At 68.3% G+C, this 16866-nt stretch carries 15 protein-coding genes; 7 read left to right on the top strand and 8 right to left on the bottom strand.

The annotated features are described in order from the left end of the window. The first annotated feature begins 4 nt into the window (after window positions 1–4). From OG490_RS37265 to OG490_RS37255, 3 genes are all read left to right on the top strand, one after another. Window positions 5–463: a hypothetical protein gene (locus tag OG490_RS37265; protein WP_330300699.1), complete on the top strand. Its 459-nt coding sequence runs from the start codon at window positions 5–7 to the stop codon at window positions 461–463. A gap of 195 nt (window positions 464–658) precedes the next feature. After that, window positions 659–1147, top strand: a complete 489-nt coding sequence (locus OG490_RS37260; RefSeq protein ID WP_330300698.1) for a GNAT family N-acetyltransferase — start codon at window positions 659–661, stop codon at window positions 1145–1147. Further along, a complete protein-coding gene (locus tag OG490_RS37255) occupies window positions 1129–1890 on the top strand; it encodes a hypothetical protein (protein WP_443066013.1) in 762 nt (253 codons plus the stop codon). The genes OG490_RS37260 and OG490_RS37255 overlap by 19 nt, the downstream gene beginning before the upstream one ends. 85 nt (window positions 1891–1975) lie before the next feature. On the opposite strand, the gene OG490_RS37250 is transcribed toward OG490_RS37255, so the two are convergent. Next, the gene (locus OG490_RS37250) at window positions 1976–2584 is read right to left on the bottom strand and encodes a hypothetical protein (protein WP_330300696.1); all 609 of its coding nucleotides are present in this window, start codon (window positions 2582–2584) and stop codon (window positions 1976–1978) included. 338 nt (window positions 2585–2922) lie between these two features. Between OG490_RS37250 and OG490_RS37245 the strand changes: the two genes are divergently transcribed. Further along, on the top strand, window positions 2923–3735 hold the full coding sequence (locus OG490_RS37245; RefSeq protein WP_330300695.1) for an IS5 family transposase: 813 nt from the start codon (window positions 2923–2925) through the stop codon (window positions 3733–3735). Window positions 3736–3967: 232 nt separating this feature from the next. Beyond that, window positions 3968–4336, top strand: coding sequence for a hypothetical protein (locus OG490_RS37240; RefSeq protein WP_330300694.1), 369 nt, complete (start codon window positions 3968–3970; stop codon window positions 4334–4336). A gap of 1184 nt (window positions 4337–5520) precedes the next feature. On the opposite strand, the gene OG490_RS37235 is transcribed toward OG490_RS37240, so the two are convergent. Then, complete coding sequence (locus tag OG490_RS37235; protein WP_443066012.1) at window positions 5521–7068, bottom strand: alpha-L-arabinofuranosidase B; 1548 nt, start codon at window positions 7066–7068, stop codon at window positions 5521–5523. Between the two features lie 1639 nt (window positions 7069–8707). Between OG490_RS37235 and OG490_RS37230 the strand changes: the two genes are divergently transcribed. Next, a complete protein-coding gene (locus OG490_RS37230) occupies window positions 8708–10300 on the top strand; it encodes a glycoside hydrolase family 27 protein (protein ID WP_330300692.1) in 1593 nt (530 codons plus the stop codon). 147 nt (window positions 10301–10447) lie between these two features. Here OG490_RS37230 and OG490_RS37225 read toward each other — a convergent pair whose 3' ends face one another. After that, the gene (locus tag OG490_RS37225) at window positions 10448–11662 is read right to left on the bottom strand and encodes an RNA-guided endonuclease InsQ/TnpB family protein (protein WP_330300691.1); all 1215 of its coding nucleotides are present in this window, start codon (window positions 11660–11662) and stop codon (window positions 10448–10450) included. 50 nt (window positions 11663–11712) lie between these two features. Between OG490_RS37225 and tnpA the strand changes: the two genes are divergently transcribed. Next, window positions 11713–12141, top strand: coding sequence for an IS200/IS605 family transposase (tnpA, locus tag OG490_RS37220; RefSeq protein WP_330300690.1), 429 nt, complete (start codon window positions 11713–11715; stop codon window positions 12139–12141). A 374-nt stretch (window positions 12142–12515) separates the two neighbouring features. Here the strand turns inward: tnpA and OG490_RS37215 are convergent, their stop codons facing one another. The 5 genes from OG490_RS37215 to OG490_RS37195 all read right to left on the bottom strand — a co-directional run bounded on the left by OG490_RS37215 (window position 12516) and on the right by OG490_RS37195 (window position 16824). After that, complete coding sequence (locus tag OG490_RS37215; RefSeq protein ID WP_330300689.1) at window positions 12516–13913, bottom strand: amino acid permease; 1398 nt, start codon at window positions 13911–13913, stop codon at window positions 12516–12518. A gap of 141 nt (window positions 13914–14054) precedes the next feature. Next, window positions 14055–14177, bottom strand: coding sequence for a hypothetical protein (locus tag OG490_RS37210; RefSeq protein ID WP_330300688.1), 123 nt, complete (start codon window positions 14175–14177; stop codon window positions 14055–14057). A gap of 108 nt (window positions 14178–14285) precedes the next feature. Then, window positions 14286–15560 (bottom strand): APC family permease, encoded by a 1275-nt coding sequence (locus OG490_RS37205; RefSeq protein ID WP_330300687.1) that lies wholly within the window; start codon window positions 15558–15560, stop codon window positions 14286–14288. A gap of 397 nt (window positions 15561–15957) precedes the next feature. After that, a complete protein-coding gene (locus OG490_RS37200; protein WP_443066011.1) occupies window positions 15958–16452 on the bottom strand; it encodes a pyridoxamine 5'-phosphate oxidase family protein in 495 nt (164 codons plus the stop codon). Window positions 16453–16539: 87 nt separating this feature from the next. After that, window positions 16540–16824: an SHOCT domain-containing protein gene (locus tag OG490_RS37195; protein WP_330300685.1), complete on the bottom strand. Its 285-nt coding sequence runs from the start codon at window positions 16822–16824 to the stop codon at window positions 16540–16542. Window positions 16825–16866: the final 42 nt, after the last annotated feature.

The raw sequence follows: 16866 nt of genomic DNA, 5'->3' as shown, positions 1-16866 counted from the left end.
CCGCATGGATGACCAGATCACACCATTCCTCGAGCGGATCAAGGCACGCGAGCGGGAGCTCGCTGCCACCGCGGAACAACTCCGCACGCAGATCGACGAGCACACCACGCGCCTGCGTGAACTCGACGAGGAGATGGAGAACCTGGCGGTGACCCGCAAGACGCTTCTCGCCCTACCGCCCACTGGCCCGGAGCTGGCCGAATCACGACCCGTGCTGCCGAACCACCCGGCCTACCAGCAGATCCTCGACTCCTTCGCCGACGCCGCAGGGCCGATGCGCGCCCGCGACCTGTGCGAGCGCCTCGACCTCGCCATCATGCCGAAGAACATCGAGAGCACCCGGCACAAGCTCAAGCGCCTGGTCAGCCTCGGGGTCCTCGCCGAGCCCGAGGCCGGCTTGTTTGCCCGGCACCGTCCGAGCAGCTCCGCACCACCAGCCCACCTGACCCGAGCCGACGGTTGAATCGGGGCTTGCGCCCCGCCCATGGGCGTCACCGTACTGCCCCCGGACACCCCGAACCTCGCCGACGCCCGGTTCCAGTCGCGAGCGCAAGCCCTTCCGGCTGACGTCGGGGCCGGTCCGAAACCCCTTGGACGGCATGGGGACCGGCTTGCTGAAATGGGAGGCGGATGCTGTTGGAATCGAAGGGATGCGGCGATGACCGAGATCAGGCTGCACCTGTCGGTGCGCGGCCTCACCGACGCGGACCTGCCGTCGTGCAGCTGGGCCGGCTCCCCCAAGCACGTGCGCGAGCTCGTCCACCAGATCCGCCGCGCCGAGACGGGCGAGATCGACTACCTGGCGGTGTGCACGCCGGTCGGGCTCCCGGTGGCGGTCGGCGGCATCGACTACACGGTCAAGCCCGGCGTCGGCACGCTCTGGCAACTCGGCGTCCATCCGGCCCTGCAGTCCTGCGGGATCGGCACGCTGCTGATCCGCTCCGCCGAGCAGCGGATCGGCGCCCGGGGCCTGACCCGTGCCGAACTTGGCGTCGAGGAGAGCAACCCGCGCGCCAGCGCCCTCTACGAACGCCTGGGCTACCGGGCCTTCGGCCGCGAGCTCGACTCCTGGGACGTGGAGGCCGAGGACGGTTCGCTCCAGCGGTACGAGACGACGTGCACGCTGATGTGCAAGGACCTGACGTGACACTGGATTTCGCGGCGTTCGTCGCCGAGGCGACGGCCGACCCGGCCGTCGTCGGGCTCGTCCTCAAGGGCTCCCGGGCCCACGACGGCATGACCACCCGTCACTCCGACCACGACGTCTACGTCATCCTCTCCGACGACGCGGCGAGCGAGCTGGCTGCGCTCGACGGCTACCGATCCGCGCGGCTCGACCTGGTCGTCACCACCCTCGAGCGGTTCCGCCGGCCCGCCGACTGGGAGCGGTACGCCATCGCCCGCTCCCGGGTGCTGGTCGACCGCCGCGACGGGGAGGTCACCCAGATCGTCGCCGCGATGGGACAGCTCGGCGCTGAGGAGGCCTTCCGGTCCGCCGCCGCCCTACTGGACGCCCACGCCAACTCGCTCTACCGCTCGGTCAAGAACCACCGCGACGGCAACCCGCTCGCCGGACACCTCGACGCGGCCGCCAGTGTCGGATTCCTGCTCGACCTGCTCTTCGCCCTGAACCGCCGACCGCGCCCCTACAACAAGTACCTGGCTTGGGAGCTCGACCGGTTCCCCCTGCCTGGCTGGGAGAGCGCCGCGCTGCTAGACACCGTCGCCCGGATCACCGCGACCGGCGAAGTGGCGCCGCAGCAGCAGCTCTTCGCCCAAGCCGAGGCGGCTGCCCGGGCCGCCGGCCACGCGGCGGTGCTGGACGCCTGGGGCGAGGACCTGCTACTGATGCGGCCCCACCCGGACGCCCCGGCCCACCAGACCTCCTGACCCGGGCCAACAGGCGAATCGGGCAAAGCGGCTCAGAGCGTCCTCCAAGGTTCATTTGAGGCGCCGGGAGCTTGGTGCGACTGGACTACTGCGCCCAGCGTCCCATGGTCGGCGCGGTGCCGATCAGGCACTCGATGTCGGTCTCGAAGCCAACAAGGGCGTGGGCGGTCAGGCGCAGGTGGCCCTCAAGGCAGACCAGATTGTCCTGACTCTCGCCGACGAGGATGAGCGGAGGAAACCGCTCGCCTCTGATGAGCGCGTGGGCTGCGTCGACGAACGGTTCGTTGGGAACGTCGAACGCCCGTAGCCCTGCCTTGATGCGTGCGGCCGCGTCGCTCGGCCGGCGGCTGCCACCCGACAGTTCGACCCAGTAGGAATAGTCGAGGTAGCGCACGCCGGCCGCCTCGTCGGCGGACAGGAGTGCCCTGGTCCACGTGACTTGAGTGGGGAAGTTCTCGAACAGGTCGCGGTTCTCGCCGTACCCGCGCGTCGCAGCGAGCAGAGCGCGACGTGCGAAGTTCGCTCCAGTGCCGGAGAGGTCCGGATGCGTCAGCAACTGCTCGGTCTGCCCGGCTGCCGCCAGGTGGGACCGGAGGTTCTGGCCGAACCTCCGGCTGGACAGCTCGCCGCTCAAGAAGCAGGCGACCATCTCGTCCTCACTGCTCATGCCCAGTACCCGCACGACCGTCAGCATAGGATCGACCTCGTTCGCCCGGCACTGCCCGGGCAAATCCGTCACTCTTGCGCCACCAGCCCACCTGGCCCAAGCCAGCGGTCGAATCGGGTAAAGCGGTTCAGAACGTCCTCTGAAAGGTCGTTTTCATCTTGAGTGTCGCCTTATGGCGTGGTTTGGGCTTCCCATCGGGGTGGGGCTGTGGCGGTGGGGCTGCGTGGTGAGGCCAGTGGTGTGGCAGGTGGGGTGAGGGCTTGCTTGCGCCTGTCTCATTCCAGGACGCCCAGAGTTGTCCCGTGCTTCGACTCGGCGGGTTGCACGCCTGGGCGCACGCCCCCGGTCGGCGGTATGCCCAGTTCATGACGGAACGACGTGCGTATCCAAGTGACCTGTCCGATGCGCGCTGGGAGTTGATCGAGCCGGTGCTGTCCGCGTGGCGCTTCGAGCGCCGCGGCCGGGCCCTGGATTTTGGCCGGCCTCCACGGCATGACCTGCGCGAGATCATGAACGCGATCCTCTACGTGGATCGCACCGGCTGCCAGTGGGCCTATCTCCCACATGACTTCCCGCCGCATCAGAGCGTCTACGGCTACTTCGCCAGGTGGCAGAAGGACGGCGTCTTCGCCCAGCTCAACGGCCTGCTCAGGGAGCTGGTGTGCCAGCAGGAGGGGAAGAGCCCCGAGCCGACGGCCTGCGTGATCGACGCGCAGAGCGTCAAGACCTCGACCTCCGTCCCCGCCAACAGCCAGGGCATCGACGCGGGCAAAAAGATCGTGGGCCGCAAACGCAGCATCATCACCGACACCCTCGGCCTGCTCCTGGCAGTCCTGGTCACCGCGGCCGGCGTCCAGGACTCCGCCGCCGGGCAAACCCTCCTGAACCAAGTCGCCGCGGACCATCCCGGCCTGCGGAAGGTCTGGGTCGACGGTGGCTACCGCCAGCCCGGCACCAGGGGCTTCACCCCCATCCCTAAGCGGTGGGCGGTCGAGCGGACCTACGGCTGGCTCATGCTCCACCGCCGCCTGGCCCGCGACTACGAAACCCACCCACACCGCTCCGAAGCCATAATCCACCTCGCCATGACCGACCTCATGGCCCGCCGCCTCACCGGCGAGAACACCATCTCCTGGCGCGACCCGACACCAGCACACCAAAGCCGCATCCCGGGATGAAACAACAGGATGAAACGACCTCTCAGAGCCGCCGGCAGCACCAAGGTCGTCGCGCACCACCAGCCGGGCGTCGACGCTTGGCGCTGGTTTTTCGGCGAGTACTACTGGGACCCCCTTGAGCTTCACCTTCCGGCTTCGACCGGTGTGAGCGTTCACGGTCAGCGGTCTGCCGTTCGGGTGCTGCACTACGGGTTAGCGCGCATATGGGATATATCACCCATACATTAGCGAAATGACGAAAATCCGGAAGATCGTTCACGCGTTCATGGTTGGTGCGGTCGCACCAGCCCTCGTGGTCACTGCGGCCACCTCAGCCCACGCCGCCGTCTACAACATCGACTGGGGCCCATCCGCTCTCACCTGGCCAGTGGGCAAGACCCTCCACAAGGGTGACGTCCTGGTGTTCAGATACGCGAGGGGTAGCCGGGACGTCGCAATTGTCGACGCCATCAACTTCGCCAGATGTATCGTTCCCCGAGGGGCCACGGTGCTCAGTAGCGGGAATGACAGAGTCACTCTGACCCAGGGTACGCACTACTACATCTCCTCGTTCCGCGGTCAATGCGCAGGCGGTACGAAGATGGCCGTCCTCGCGACGTAGCAACGCTAAAGGCGACTGGCCGTCCGGTCCTGCGTGTACGAGCAGGACCGGACGGCCAGTCTCTTCTCGCCGCCACCGCGTATGAGCTGGCTCTATGGACGGTCACCGTCAAAGCCAATGAGCCCACCTTGGACGGCTTCCCTGCCCGCGACCACCGCTGCGCCGGCTGTCTGCGCCGTACGGACGAAACCTCGCTGAGTCGTCGCCGTCGGGCTGCCGACGCCCGTGATCCGATCGCGGTCCGGATCGTCGACTTCTGCCCGCCGGACGGCAGCGGAACGCCCGACACCGGGTGCAACGAGCGGCGGAAGAACTTCGACCTCACGAGCGCGGGCTTCGGCAGGATCTCCAGTCGTCGCCGCCTCGCGGGCCCGCGTACGGGACGGACTGCGGTTGCGTCGCGGAGCACTCCCCTGACGACGACTGTGTCCGGCTCCTACGGACACGACGCGGCACGTCCAGCCGGAGCTGGTTGGGGGGCCTACGCGGCATGAGCCTTTCGGAGAGTCATGCCCCCATCCTGCCACGCCTGTGATCTTTACGGGCAAGAGATGCCCGCGGACTGCTCGCCACCCCCACTCCACCGGCAGCCGTAGTCATCACGGAAGCGCGGTCACAGCCAAAATTCGAGATCCGCATCAGGGCGGCGTCGCGCCAGGCTGTGGTACTGGCCTCGATCCCGCCCTCTGCGGTGACCTGCGGCTGCGGGCAGCGGACGTCCTTGGACGGCTCGACCCTCGGCGTGCCGCGGACGTCTGCTTCGTGCTCGCCTACGATCCTCTGGCCCATAGCGGTGTCCGGGTGGCGGCCGCGCGTGATCCCCGGTCGGCCGACCTGTGCTTCGTACTGGCGCGGGACGATGAATTGGATGGGGAGGCCGGACTCGTGGCTGAGCGGCAGTTGGCCGGTCTGGGAGATGACCGGATCGGTCTCTGACTGGACCCGGAGGACGAGGACATCCGGCCCGGCACCCGCGAGTTGCCGCAGCTGCTGTCGTGCGAAGTCGTTGATGAGACGGGCTCGCACCAGCGACGCGTGCGGGTGTCCCTGGCAGAGCAGTCAACCGACCTTCAGAAGACTGTCCGGGTTGTTCGTAGGTGCCCGGGTGAGCACGCCCCGGCAGGCGGCGCCGGGCCGCATGAAGGGTTTCTCCGTGCGGCCCGGCGGTGGGGTGGGGCGGGGGGTCAGCCCCAGGGCTGGGCGATGAGCCAGCTGGTGTCGTCGGTCCAGAAGGTGGCGCTGTCCCAGGCGTTGGAGCCGCCGTTGGAGGCGGGGTAGAGCGTGTAGTTGTAGTGGCGCAGGTACTTGTCGGGGTAGTTGACCGACTGGAAGGAGTAGCCCTGGCCGTTCTGCCCGGTCTGCGGGCAGAACGTGGCGTCCTGGGCGAACTGGGAGCTGTTGTCGTTGGCGTTCAGGTAGATCTGGAAGCCCGAGTGCCGCAGGTACTGCCCCGAGTTGTTGGCGGACTCGAAGGAGACGCAGGCGCTGTTGGCCAGGCCGGCCCGGACGATCCAGGTGGCGTCGGCCTTGACGGTGGCGCTGCTGGAGGCGTCGACGGGGGAGATGGCGACCTTGGTGTCGGCGTCGTCGTGGCGGATGTAGTCGCCGGTGCAGCAGGAGGTGGTGGCCTTCAGGGAGATCCTCGAGCCGGGGGTGATCGAGCCGGTGCCCGAGGAGGAGTCGGCGTAGCCGGCGGCGGTGATGTTGGCCTGGACTTCGTTCTCGGTGGCGTCGCTGGGGTAGCCGGAGGTCATCACGCCTTCGTAGAAGGTGCCGGCGGAGCTGTTGCTGTTGTCGCCGCCGATGCCGAGGATGATCGCGCCCTGCTTCTTCATCGGGTTGTAGCCCGAGACGTTGGGGCGCACACCACTGTAGGAGGTGGACAGCGCACCGGACTGGGCGTTGCCGGAGCGGATCGCCCACTGGTTCGCGCCGCCCTTGACGATGGCGGTCAGGAAGCGGTTGTTCACGGTCGGGTCGTTGGCGTTGTAGCCGGCATTGACGCCGGAGAACAGGCCGTTCTCCAGGTCGGCCATGACCCACGGGCCGTTGCCGGCGCCCCAGCCCCAGCCCTTGCTGTTGCCGAAGTAGATGGCCTCCATGGTCCCGTTGCCGTCGTCGTTGCCGCTCGTCTCGGCGTTGCCGTAGTCGAAGCAGCAGCCGCCGTTGTAGTGGGTGCCGTCCAGGACCGCGTACATGCCCTCGGGCTGGTCGCCGGTGGCGATGCCGGAGGTGTTGTTGTTCCGGTAGCCGGTGCCGGGGGCCACGTAGACGCCGTAGGCCTTGTGGCCGCCGACGGTGACCGGGGCGGCGCTGGCGTTGGCGAGGTTGTCGTTGCCTCCGGCCGCCGGGCCGGGCCAGTAGCCCTTGAGCGCCTGGGTGAGTTTGTTGCCCTTGCCTGACTGGTCGTAGATCACCGTGATCACGCAGCTGGTGCCGGAGCAGAAGGAGTCCTGGGCGGCGGCGTTGGCGTAGCCGCCGGCGGCGAGCAGGCCGATGTTCGCGGTGGCGTTGTCCGAGGCGCGTTGCACCTGGTACAGAGGGCCGTTGTACGCGGCGTACAGCGCGCGGGTCGTGGAGTGCGCGGCCACGCACGGGGCGCCGCCCGCGGCGTAGATGTCACACGCCTGCTGGGTGGCCGCCTGCGAGGTGGTGGCGGTGCCGACCAGTGCGCCGGCGGCAAGGGCGAGAGTCGCCCCCGTCGCCAGCAGGGTGCGCCGAGCGTGGCGCATCCATCCCGAAATGATCACGTGCAAACTCCTTCGTCCGTCGGTGAGCGGAACCGGTGACCCTGATTGTTAGCGCTAACAATTCATTCTGTGGAATTGCGCATGGAACGCCCAGGGATGTGACTGTTTGAGCAGCGCGATTGCCAATCATGGAGGCGAGCGCAGGTTGCGTCAAGGTTTCGCACAGGCCTGATTGTTAACGCGAACAACTGTCATCGGGCCTCTGTCTGACTGTCGGTGATCTTGGTGCTTCCCGGTGCGCGAGCGTGATCGGTGGGCATCTCGGACTGTCTCGTCGACCGATTCAGCTGCCGAGGTGTCCGTTGTCGCTTCACCCTCGCCCTGGTGGGCAGGTCCCGTCTCGGACCGCGCAGATCGCCCGGGCGAGCAACCCGGGTGGCACGACGGCAATGTGGGTACGGGACCGGCTGGACGGGCTGTGGTGCGATGAGGACTTCGCGAGCTGGTATCCGCGCGACGGACGTCCGGGGCTCTCGCCCGCCCAACTGGCCACCGTCTGCGTGCTGCAGTTCCTGCTGGGCTCGTCGGACCGGCAGGCCACGGAAGCGGTCCTGGCCCTTTTTGGCCATGGGAGGATTGGTCGCGTTCGCGCCAAGAGTCCCGGTGGACAGCCAGTGGACAGTTGTGCGTGACACTCCATCAGGGGCTGTTGCTGACCCTGGCCGACGTGTGGGTCCGCCCGTCTTCCAATGGTTCGTGCGGCAGTCGACGGGACTGTCGGGTGCCGACAGGACTCGCGTGCTGCTCGGGCCCGGCATCGGATCGCGAGGGCCTCGAACTCGGCGTTCATCGCGCAGGCACCGCGCCGACTGGTCGCGCGAGCGGAGGAGCTTCAGTGAAAAGGAGGTCAGTTGATCCAACTGCGGGGCCCGTTCCAGTTCCAGCCACGCAGCGCTTCCAGCGCCTTGGTCCGTCTGTGGAAATTCGCCCTCGTTGGTAGTTGTTCTGGTGGGTCCTGACCCAGTTGCCGAGGCGCAGTCCGGTGGCGGTGATGAAGGTGCGGGCGGTCGGGCGTGCGGTGCAGACAGGCAGGGCTTGGAGCCCGCGTTCCCACCGCGCTGATGGGCAGCTCCTCGAGGCCCCCTTCGCGGAGACGGCTCCTCGACTGCGAGTCGAGCGCGTTCAATATCCACCGGGATGGGGAAGTGTCCAATCAGACCCCTGGCCTGCGCGGATGCCATTCTCGGCGGCTGCACCCGCAACCAGCAACTTCAGGATGAAGCGATCCCAGCCTTCACAGCAGGCTCCTTCGAGCATGACCCACCCGGAGATCACCTCACTCCGTCGGCCTCGCGGCAGCACCTGTCGCACTTCTTGACAGTGCATGGACGGTGCGGGAGTGTCTCCGTGCCGAAACTTCTCGGAAATATCCCGCCATGGACATGATCCTGCGCCGTCGCGAGATGTTAGCGCTAACAATAAATGGATCTTGTTCAATGCGGAGCTTGGAGATCACATGAACGTGCGCGTATGGGCATGCCGTTGGGCCGGAGCGAAGCGCCGGGCATCAGCTCCGCCCCGCGGCGTGGCAGGGTCGCGCACGCCGGATGCGGTCGCCGTCCATCGGCCGACCCGTGGACCGGGCCGCACGCGGTTGGCCCGTCTGGGGGCCGCTGCCGCGGTGCTCCTTGGTGTACTGGCAGGCAACGCGGCCACGAGCGGTCCGGCCCAGGCCGCTGTCCAGACGGTCGCGTCGGTCAGTACGCCGCCGATGGGTTGGGCGTCGTGGAACAGCTTCGCCGCGCAGATCAACTACGACGTCATCAAGTCGCAGACCGACGCCATGGTGGCTTCGGGGATGAAGGACGCCGGATACCAGTACGTCAACATCGACGAGGGCTGGTGGCAGGGAACCCGCGACTCCTCCGGCAACATCGCGGTGGATCCCGCCGACTGGCCCGGCGGGATGAAGGCCATCGCCGACTACATCCACAGCAAGGGCCTCAAAGCCGGGATCTACACCGACGCCGGCCGCGACGGCTGCGGCTACTACTATCCCACCGGCCGTCCGGCGGCGCCGGGCAGTGGCAGCGAGGGCCACTACGACCAGGACTTCCTCCAGTTCTCCCGGTGGGGCTTCGACTACGTCAAGGTCGACTGGTGCGGCGGCAACGCCGAGGGGCTGAAGGCACAGAGCACCTACCAGGCGATCAGCGACTCGATCAGTCGCGCCACCGCGACGACCGGCCGGCCGATGGTGCTGTCGGTGTGCGACTGGGGCAACGAGAGCCCGTGGAACTGGGCACCGGGCATGTCCAACCTGTGGCGCACCAGTAGCGACATCAGTGCGTCGATGACCAGTGTGCTGTCCAATTTCGATGCGGCACAGCATCCGAGTGCCCAGAGCCCGGGCCACTACAACGATCCGGACATGCTGGTCGTGGGAATGGGCGGGTTCACCGCAGCACAGAACCGCACCCACCTGAGCCTGTGGGCCGTCTCCGGCGCCCCGCTGTTGGCGGGCAACAACCTGGCCACGATGAACAGCGACACGCGCAGTGTCCTGACCAACCCGGAAGTGATCGCTGTCGACCAGGACGCCCGCGGCCAGCAGGGCGTGAAAGTCGCCGAGGACCAAAGCGGGCTGCAGGTGTACAGCAAGACCCTGTCCGGCAGTGGCCGGCGTGCGGTGGTCCTGCTCAACCGCACCGGCGCGGCGGCCACGATCACTGCCAACTGGGCCAACCTCGGCCTGACCGGCGCAGCTTCGGTACGCGATCTGTGGGCCGCCACCGACCGAGGCAGCTTCACCGGCAGCTACGCCACCAGCGTCCCGGCGGGCCAGGCCGTCCTGCTCACCGTGACCGGCACCGACGCCGGTACGGCCGGCGCGAAGCAGATCGTCGGCGGCCAGTCCGGCCGCTGCGTGGACATCGACAACTACTCGACCACCAACGGCACCCAGGCGCAGCTGTGGGACTGCAACGGGCAGGCCAACCAGAAATGGACGTACACCGCGAGCAAGCAGCTGATGATCTACGGCAACAAGTGCCTGGACGCCTACAACCACGGCGCCACCAACGGCACGGCGGCCGTGGTCTGGGACTGCAACGGCCAGACCAACCAGCAATGGAACGTGAACGCCGACGGCACGATCACCGGCGTGCAGTCCGGAATGTGCCTGGACGCCTACAACAACGGCACCACCAACGGCACGAAGCTTGAGCTGTGGGCCTGCCATGGCGGCAGCAATCAGCAGTGGGCTATGCGGTAGACGGCGGGCGGCGGGGACGCTGTCTGCGACCAGTGCCCCTGGACCGGTTCGGCCGGGGACTTTCGGCCGGGTCTCGATGACCGCGATCGTTTCATCCTGAAGTTGCTGGTCGTGACTCCTCCCCGCCATAAATGACGGGGCTTCCTGTTACGCCGTGTTGGCGTTGCAGCGGACCAGCCCGGCCCGGTTCAAAACGTTGATCGCGCCCACGGTGTCTGCGTGCGCGGCGTGGCCGCACGAGACGCAGTGGAACTTCTCCTGCGCGGGACGGTTCTCCTTCGCGGTGTGCCCGCATTCGGGACACTCGCGCGAGGTGTTGCGAGGGTCCACCGCGACGATTTTCCGGCCGGCACTTTCAGCCTTGCTGGTGAGGATCGCGAGGAACACCCCCCAACCCGCATCGTAGATCGACTTGTTCAGTCCGGCCTTGGCGGCGGCCCCGTTGGGCAGGAAGCTGTCCGCGTTGTCGGGGTCGGGCTTCGACTTGGGGGCCCGCACCATGTTGGCGATCGACAGTTTCTCGTGCGCTATCGCGTCGTGGACGCGGACGAGCTGGAGTGCGGCCTTGTGTGCGTGGTCGAGCCGCTGGCGCCGTACCTTGCCGTGCAGCTTGGCGACCTTCTCGACGGCGGCGCGGTGCTTCTTCGTCCGCTTGTCGCGGCGGACGCGGGGGAAGACGGCAACCGCCCGCTGAGCCTCGGCCAGAGCTTCGGCGTTGACTTGGCCGTGGCGAGGGTTGGGGACGAACTCACCGTTGGAGTCGGCCAGGAAGTTGGCGATCCCGACGTCGATCCCGACGACGGAGCCCGTCGCGGGCAGCGGCTCGGGCTGGGGCTGCTCGGCGGTCAGCACCACGTACCAGCGCTTGCCCTCGCGCTTGACCGACACGGTCTTGACCTTGCCGACCACCGACCGGTGCTGGTGCACCTTGACGTGCCCGACTCCCTGGAAGCGGACGCGGGTCGCGCGGTCCGGGAGGGAGTCCCACCGGCAGCCGTCGCCGTCCTTCGGGAAGTCGACGGTGTCGAACCAGTTCACCCCACGAAAGCGCGGGTATCCCGGCGTATCGCCGGACTTGACCCGGCGGAAGAACGCGGCGAACGCCTTGTCGAGACGGCGCAAGGTGGCCTGCTGGCTGGAGAACGACCACCGGCCGTGACGCTCGGGGTCGAAGGCCCGGATGTCCTTGAGCTGCGCGGACTGCATCCCGTACTTGATGCTCGTCTTCGAGGCGTGACGGTAGGCGTCGCGGCGTTCCTGCAATGCGCCGTTGTAGAGGCCGCAGTGATCGCGCAGCATCTCGCCGAGCGCGATCGCCTGGCCCATGGTGGGTCGCATGAGGAACTTGTACGCACGGATCATCCGGCCCGCCCCCCTTCGGCCCCTCAACGCGATCATACTACGCTTGGCGCATGTCACCACGGTGGGAACCAGACTCCGACATCCGCAGGGGAAACCACGTCGTCCACAACCTTCACGTCCACTTGGTGTTCGTCACCAAGTTTCGGCGCGGCATCTTCGATGACGCCATGCTGACGCGCTGCGAAGAGATCATGCGGGACGTGTGTGTCAGCTTCGGAGCAGAGCTACGGGAGTTCAACGGGGAGGGCGACCACGTCCACCTTCTGGTGCACTACCCGCCGAAGATCGCTATCTCCAAGCTGGTCAACAGCTTGAAGGGCGTCAGCTCTCGCTATCTGCGCGCGGAGTACACCGGCCGAATCAACCGCATCGGATTGGGGTCAGTTTTCTGGGCACCCTCCTACTTCGCAGGGTCCTGCGGCGGCGCACCGCTCACCATCGTCAGGGAGTACATCGAGAACCAGAAGCGGCCGACCTGACCGTCACCACGGAGGCGCAGAGCACTCCGGCGCTTCGCGCCTCCGAGCCAAGGATCGCTTTCCCACCCGGCCTAAAGGCCGGGATTCCCAGCGAAGATCAGGGGATGGACCCGCTCATGAGCGGTGGGGATCTCGCGCTCAGCGGTGTCGAGGGACTCCGGCATGCTCTGCGCACTGGCGGCATGCCGGGAGCCAGCCCCACCGCCGCGTCCCGACCCGAATCACGGAAGACCGACCCGGCGGTAACCGAAGAGTAAGCGCCCCCACAGGGCCAAGGAGCTACACGGCCGAGAGGGTTAGCCGATACCTGGATCCATGCCGTACGCCGGAGTCGGGCCTGCGATGACCGGGGTTCCGGGGATGCCGCCTTCCGGTCAGTCGGCTTCGGCGCGGGCTTTAACATCCTCAATGCCGGAGGGGCGGCCGGCGCGGACCCAGCGGAGGTAGAAGGCCCCGGCGATGGCGAGGGTGGCCGCGATGGAGAGGACGGGCCAGCCGCGGAGCAGGTTCACCAGGAGGGTGAAGGCCACCGCGACGGCTGCCGCGCCGTTGAGCCAGGCCAGGGTCGGATTGCTCTCGGTGCGGGCGAAGCGGGTCATGGCCAGCAGGCCGACCAAGAAGCTGACGAAGACCGCGACCGCATAGAAGAGGACGAGTTCCTGCTCCTCTCCGGAGGCGGCCACGATGATCACGGCTGCCGCGGCCAGGTAGACGAGGACAGACCAGTACGGGGTGTGGTGCCGGTTGGTCCGACCCAGCGCCGATGGTAGGACGCCCGGCTGATCCGCCGTGCCGGCGAGGGCCTTGAGGAGTCCAGGGCCGGCCTGGAACGAGGAGCTGGCAGCGGCGAGAAGCAGCAGGGAGCTCGTGAGCTGGAAGGCCTCGTAGAGCCAACCGGATCCGGTGGCCGCGTGCGCGATGTCGGCGATCTGGGTGGAGTCCTTGCACGGGATGTCGATGTGGAGACGTACCGCCAGGGCCGTGAGGGCGATGGTCAGGCCGCCGACGATGACCAAGAGCAGGGCGAGGGTGCCGCGCCCGAAGCGGCGGCGATGGGTGTCGTCGAGCTGGCCGAGCTGGGCGATGGCCGTGGACGGCGCCTCGATGCCGGTGGCCAGGGCCATCGCGACAGGGAAGGCCAGGACGACCGCCAGGGCGGCGGAGCGGCCCGGGTCGGTCGAGGTGGGGGCCGCGCCGACGGCGTGCGGTGAGACGAAGCCGCGTACGAGGACGGCCATGCAGACGGCGATGAACAGGACGGTCATCACGGCGAACAGCAGTCGGCCGCCGTGTCCGAACCAGGTCAGCCCGGCGACGGCCAGCAGCAGGAGCAGGGCGAGCGGAATGCGGAGGGGCGCGGCCGCGGGGAACAGGGCGATGACGGCGCTGGCCGCGGCGGCGATGGAAATCCCGATGGTGAGGACGAAGTCGACGACGAGCGCGCCGATCGGGACGAAGGTCCAGCGCGGCCCGAAGGCCCGGCCCGCGGCGGCAGCGGCCCCGCCACCCTTGGGGAAGCGGCGTACCAGCTGCCAGTAGTTGGCGGTGACGACCACGACCAGGCCCACCACCAGTGACATGGTGGGCAGGAGCAGGGCGAGGTCGCCGTGGAGGGCGCGCAAGGCCGCTTCGATGGCGTAGGCGACGGAGGAGACGGGGTCCGCGATCACGGCGAAGGCGAAGGCGAAGAAGAGGACCGAGCGGCGTGGGCCGCGGTGTCCGGTGCCTCCCGGTGCGGGCGAAGGCGCAGCGGGCTGCTGTATGGCGGTCATGAGGGGCGCCTTTCGAGGCGAGAGCCGGAGCGCATGGAACAGCCCATGGGTTCTTGACCGCCGACCAGACCCGGAATGCACAGCGTGACAGGGGACTTGAGTGTTGGGCCCTGTCGTGGCGGCGGACGTGCCTGCGCCCGCTCAGAGGAACTTCTGGGTGCCTTCGAAGAGGAAGACCGCGCCGACATGGCGGCGGATGAGGACCACGGCGCCGGGCGCGTGTGTCGCGGTCGGTTTCGTCTGCCAGGAGTTGAGCGGAACCATGTGGGAGTGCCCCTTCGCCGCTGGGGGGATGGTGTGGTGGCGATATCGTCCCGTGTGGCGTCGGTGCGCGGCGGTTCTTGCAGACGCAGGGCGCGTCGTGGTTCGCCGCTACTGCTTGTGCTGGGCGGTGATCGTGCGGCGGATGCCGTAGGCGGCGGCGCCCGCGGCCAGAACCGCCGTGCCGGAGATCACCGAGGAGGCAGGCAGCGCGAAGGCCAGGACCAGGCAGCCGGCCAGCCCCAGCACAGGGATGATCCGCGCCGGGCGGCCTTCGGCCGGGGTGAGGGTCCACGCGGCGGCGTTGGCGATGGCGTAGTAGGCCAGGACGCCGAAGGAGGAGAAGCCGATCGCGCCGCGTACGTCGGCGGTCGCGGCGAGGACCGCGACTACCGCACCGACGACGAGTTCTGCCCGGTGGGGTACCTGGTTGCGGGGGTGGACGGCGGCCAGGGCGTGCGGCAGGTGCCGGTCCCGGGCCATCGCCAGCGTCGTACGCGAGACCCCGAGGATGAGCGCCAGCAGCGACCCGAGCGCCGCTACCGCCGCACCGACGCGGACGACCGGTGACAACCAGCCCGCGTCGGCTGCCCGCACCGCCTCCGACAGCGGCGCCGTCGCCTCCGCTAGACCCTGCGGACCCAGCACCGTCAGCACAGCCACGGCGACCAGGGCGTAGACGACCAGGGTGATACCCAGGGCGAACGGGATCGCCCGCGGGATGGTGCGCTGCGGGTCGCGGACCTCCTCGCCCAGGGTGGCGATGCGCGCGTATCCGGCGAAGGCGAAGAACAGCAGGCCGGCTGCTTGGAGGACTCCGCCCCACGCGAGGTCCGATCCGACCGCCAGCCGTGCCGCGTCGGAGGAAGGAGAGGTGAGGGAGACGGTGACGACGGCGGCGAGTACCGCCAGGACCACGGCGACGATGATCCGGGTGAGCAGGGCGGACTTCTGCACCCCGGCGTAGTTCACCGCGGTCAGCGCGACCACGGCCGCGACCGCCACAGCGTGGGACTGACCGGGCCAGACGTAGGCGCCGACCGTGAGGGCCATGGCCGCGCAAGAGGCGGTCTTGCCGACGATGAACCCCCAGCCGGCGAGGTAGCCCCAGAAGTCGCCGAGGCGTTCGCGGCCGTAGACGTAGGTGCCACCGGAGGCCGGATAGCGGGCGGCCAGTCGGGCCGAGGAGGTGGCATTGCAGTACGCCACCACGCCGGCCAGGGCGAGGGCCACCAGGAGGCTGGAGCCCGCGGCGGCGGCCGCGGGGCCCAGCGCGGCGAAGATGCCTGCACCGATCATCGAGCCGAGGCCGATCACCACCGCGTCGCCCACACCCAGGCGCCGCTGCAACGCGGCACCGGCGGGCGCACCGTCAGGCTTGATCATGTTGGCTTCTCCCCCGGGCGCCGGTCGCGCCACCGTCTGGCTCTTTGTCGTCGCGGGCACCATAGACGACCTGCGTGAACGGCTACCCCCGCTCAGGGGTCGATGTCCTGGAGCGAGGCCCTCAGCGCGGCCACCGCACCGGCCGTCATGTGAGCATGGGCCCCGGCAGCGCAACAGGCAGGAAACCACTGCCAGCCCAGGGGGAAGGCACATACAGGCGCGGGACTTCACATCCGCACCAGGTGAACCTCGGCCTCTACAGCAATTCCGGGTTCACTAGGATCCGCGCCTTCTCGCCGTTGCCCACAGCGTTCCGCGATCGCCCCCACGCCACGCGGACCGGCAACCCCAACCCCTCCTGCCGGACGTTGCTGCGGTGCAGCACAGGCCTCGCCGGTCAGGTGGACGCGCCCGGGGCGGGGTGCGCGGCTTCGGCCCCGAGCCGGAAGCCCGTAACGAGATCGGGCCTGATACTCAGCGCCTTGGTCGCCGTCTGACTCGCCCACGGCAGCAGCAACGCCTCGTACCGGTCCGCCTCATCGTCGTCGCCGATCAGAGAGGCGTAGCCGGTGACGACGACGCTCCAGCCGAGGCGGGTCTCAGGGTCGATGGCATCAGCCTCGTAGGCGACGACGACCGCAGGCACATCGGGCGTCGCCGGGAGCAACACGGACGCTCCGCCACCCTGGATGCGAACGATGAGGTCCTCCCCGTCCACAAGATGGCTGGCTGGCCGCACGGCCGGAAGAGCGTGCTCGGTAAAGACAATGCGTCCCAGCAAGACCGTGGCGAGCAGCCTCAAGGCTTCACTGCGGTCCAACGTCTTCACGCACCGGGTCGGCACCATTTCCGGGCCGCGGATGTCCTTTCGCACCGTCGCTTCGTGGTCCATCATTCGCGCCCTTTGCTCGGCCCCCACTGCCGGGTTGATCGCGAGACCAGTTGGCCCCTGTCGCGGCTTGCGCCCGCAGGGCCAAGTTCAGCTCTGTCCCCGTCCCGGCCGACCTCGACCTGGATCGTGCGCACGCAGTGTGGTCAGACGCTGTTCGTACTCTTCTTCGTCGATCTCACCTCGGGCGAACCGTTCGGCGAGCAGCTGCCTGGCCGAGGGCGCAGCCGGGGACCGCGTCGGGCCCGCGGGAAAGCGGTCGACGCTGCGGAGGAGCAGAACAACTGCCGTGACGGCCAGGGCCACGAGGAGGACCATGCTGAACGACATGACGGCCCAGCCCCATCCGCTCATTCCGTGGTCGTACCAGAACATGGTTCACACCCCTTCGGAGATGGTCTGGGACTCAGCCCGCAG

Source organism: Streptomyces sp. NBC_00503 (assembly GCF_036346895.1).
Classification (GTDB): domain Bacteria; phylum Actinomycetota; class Actinomycetes; order Streptomycetales; family Streptomycetaceae; genus Streptomyces.
Note: the sequence above shows the minus strand (reverse complement) of the source record. Positions and strands in the feature narration are given on the sequence as shown.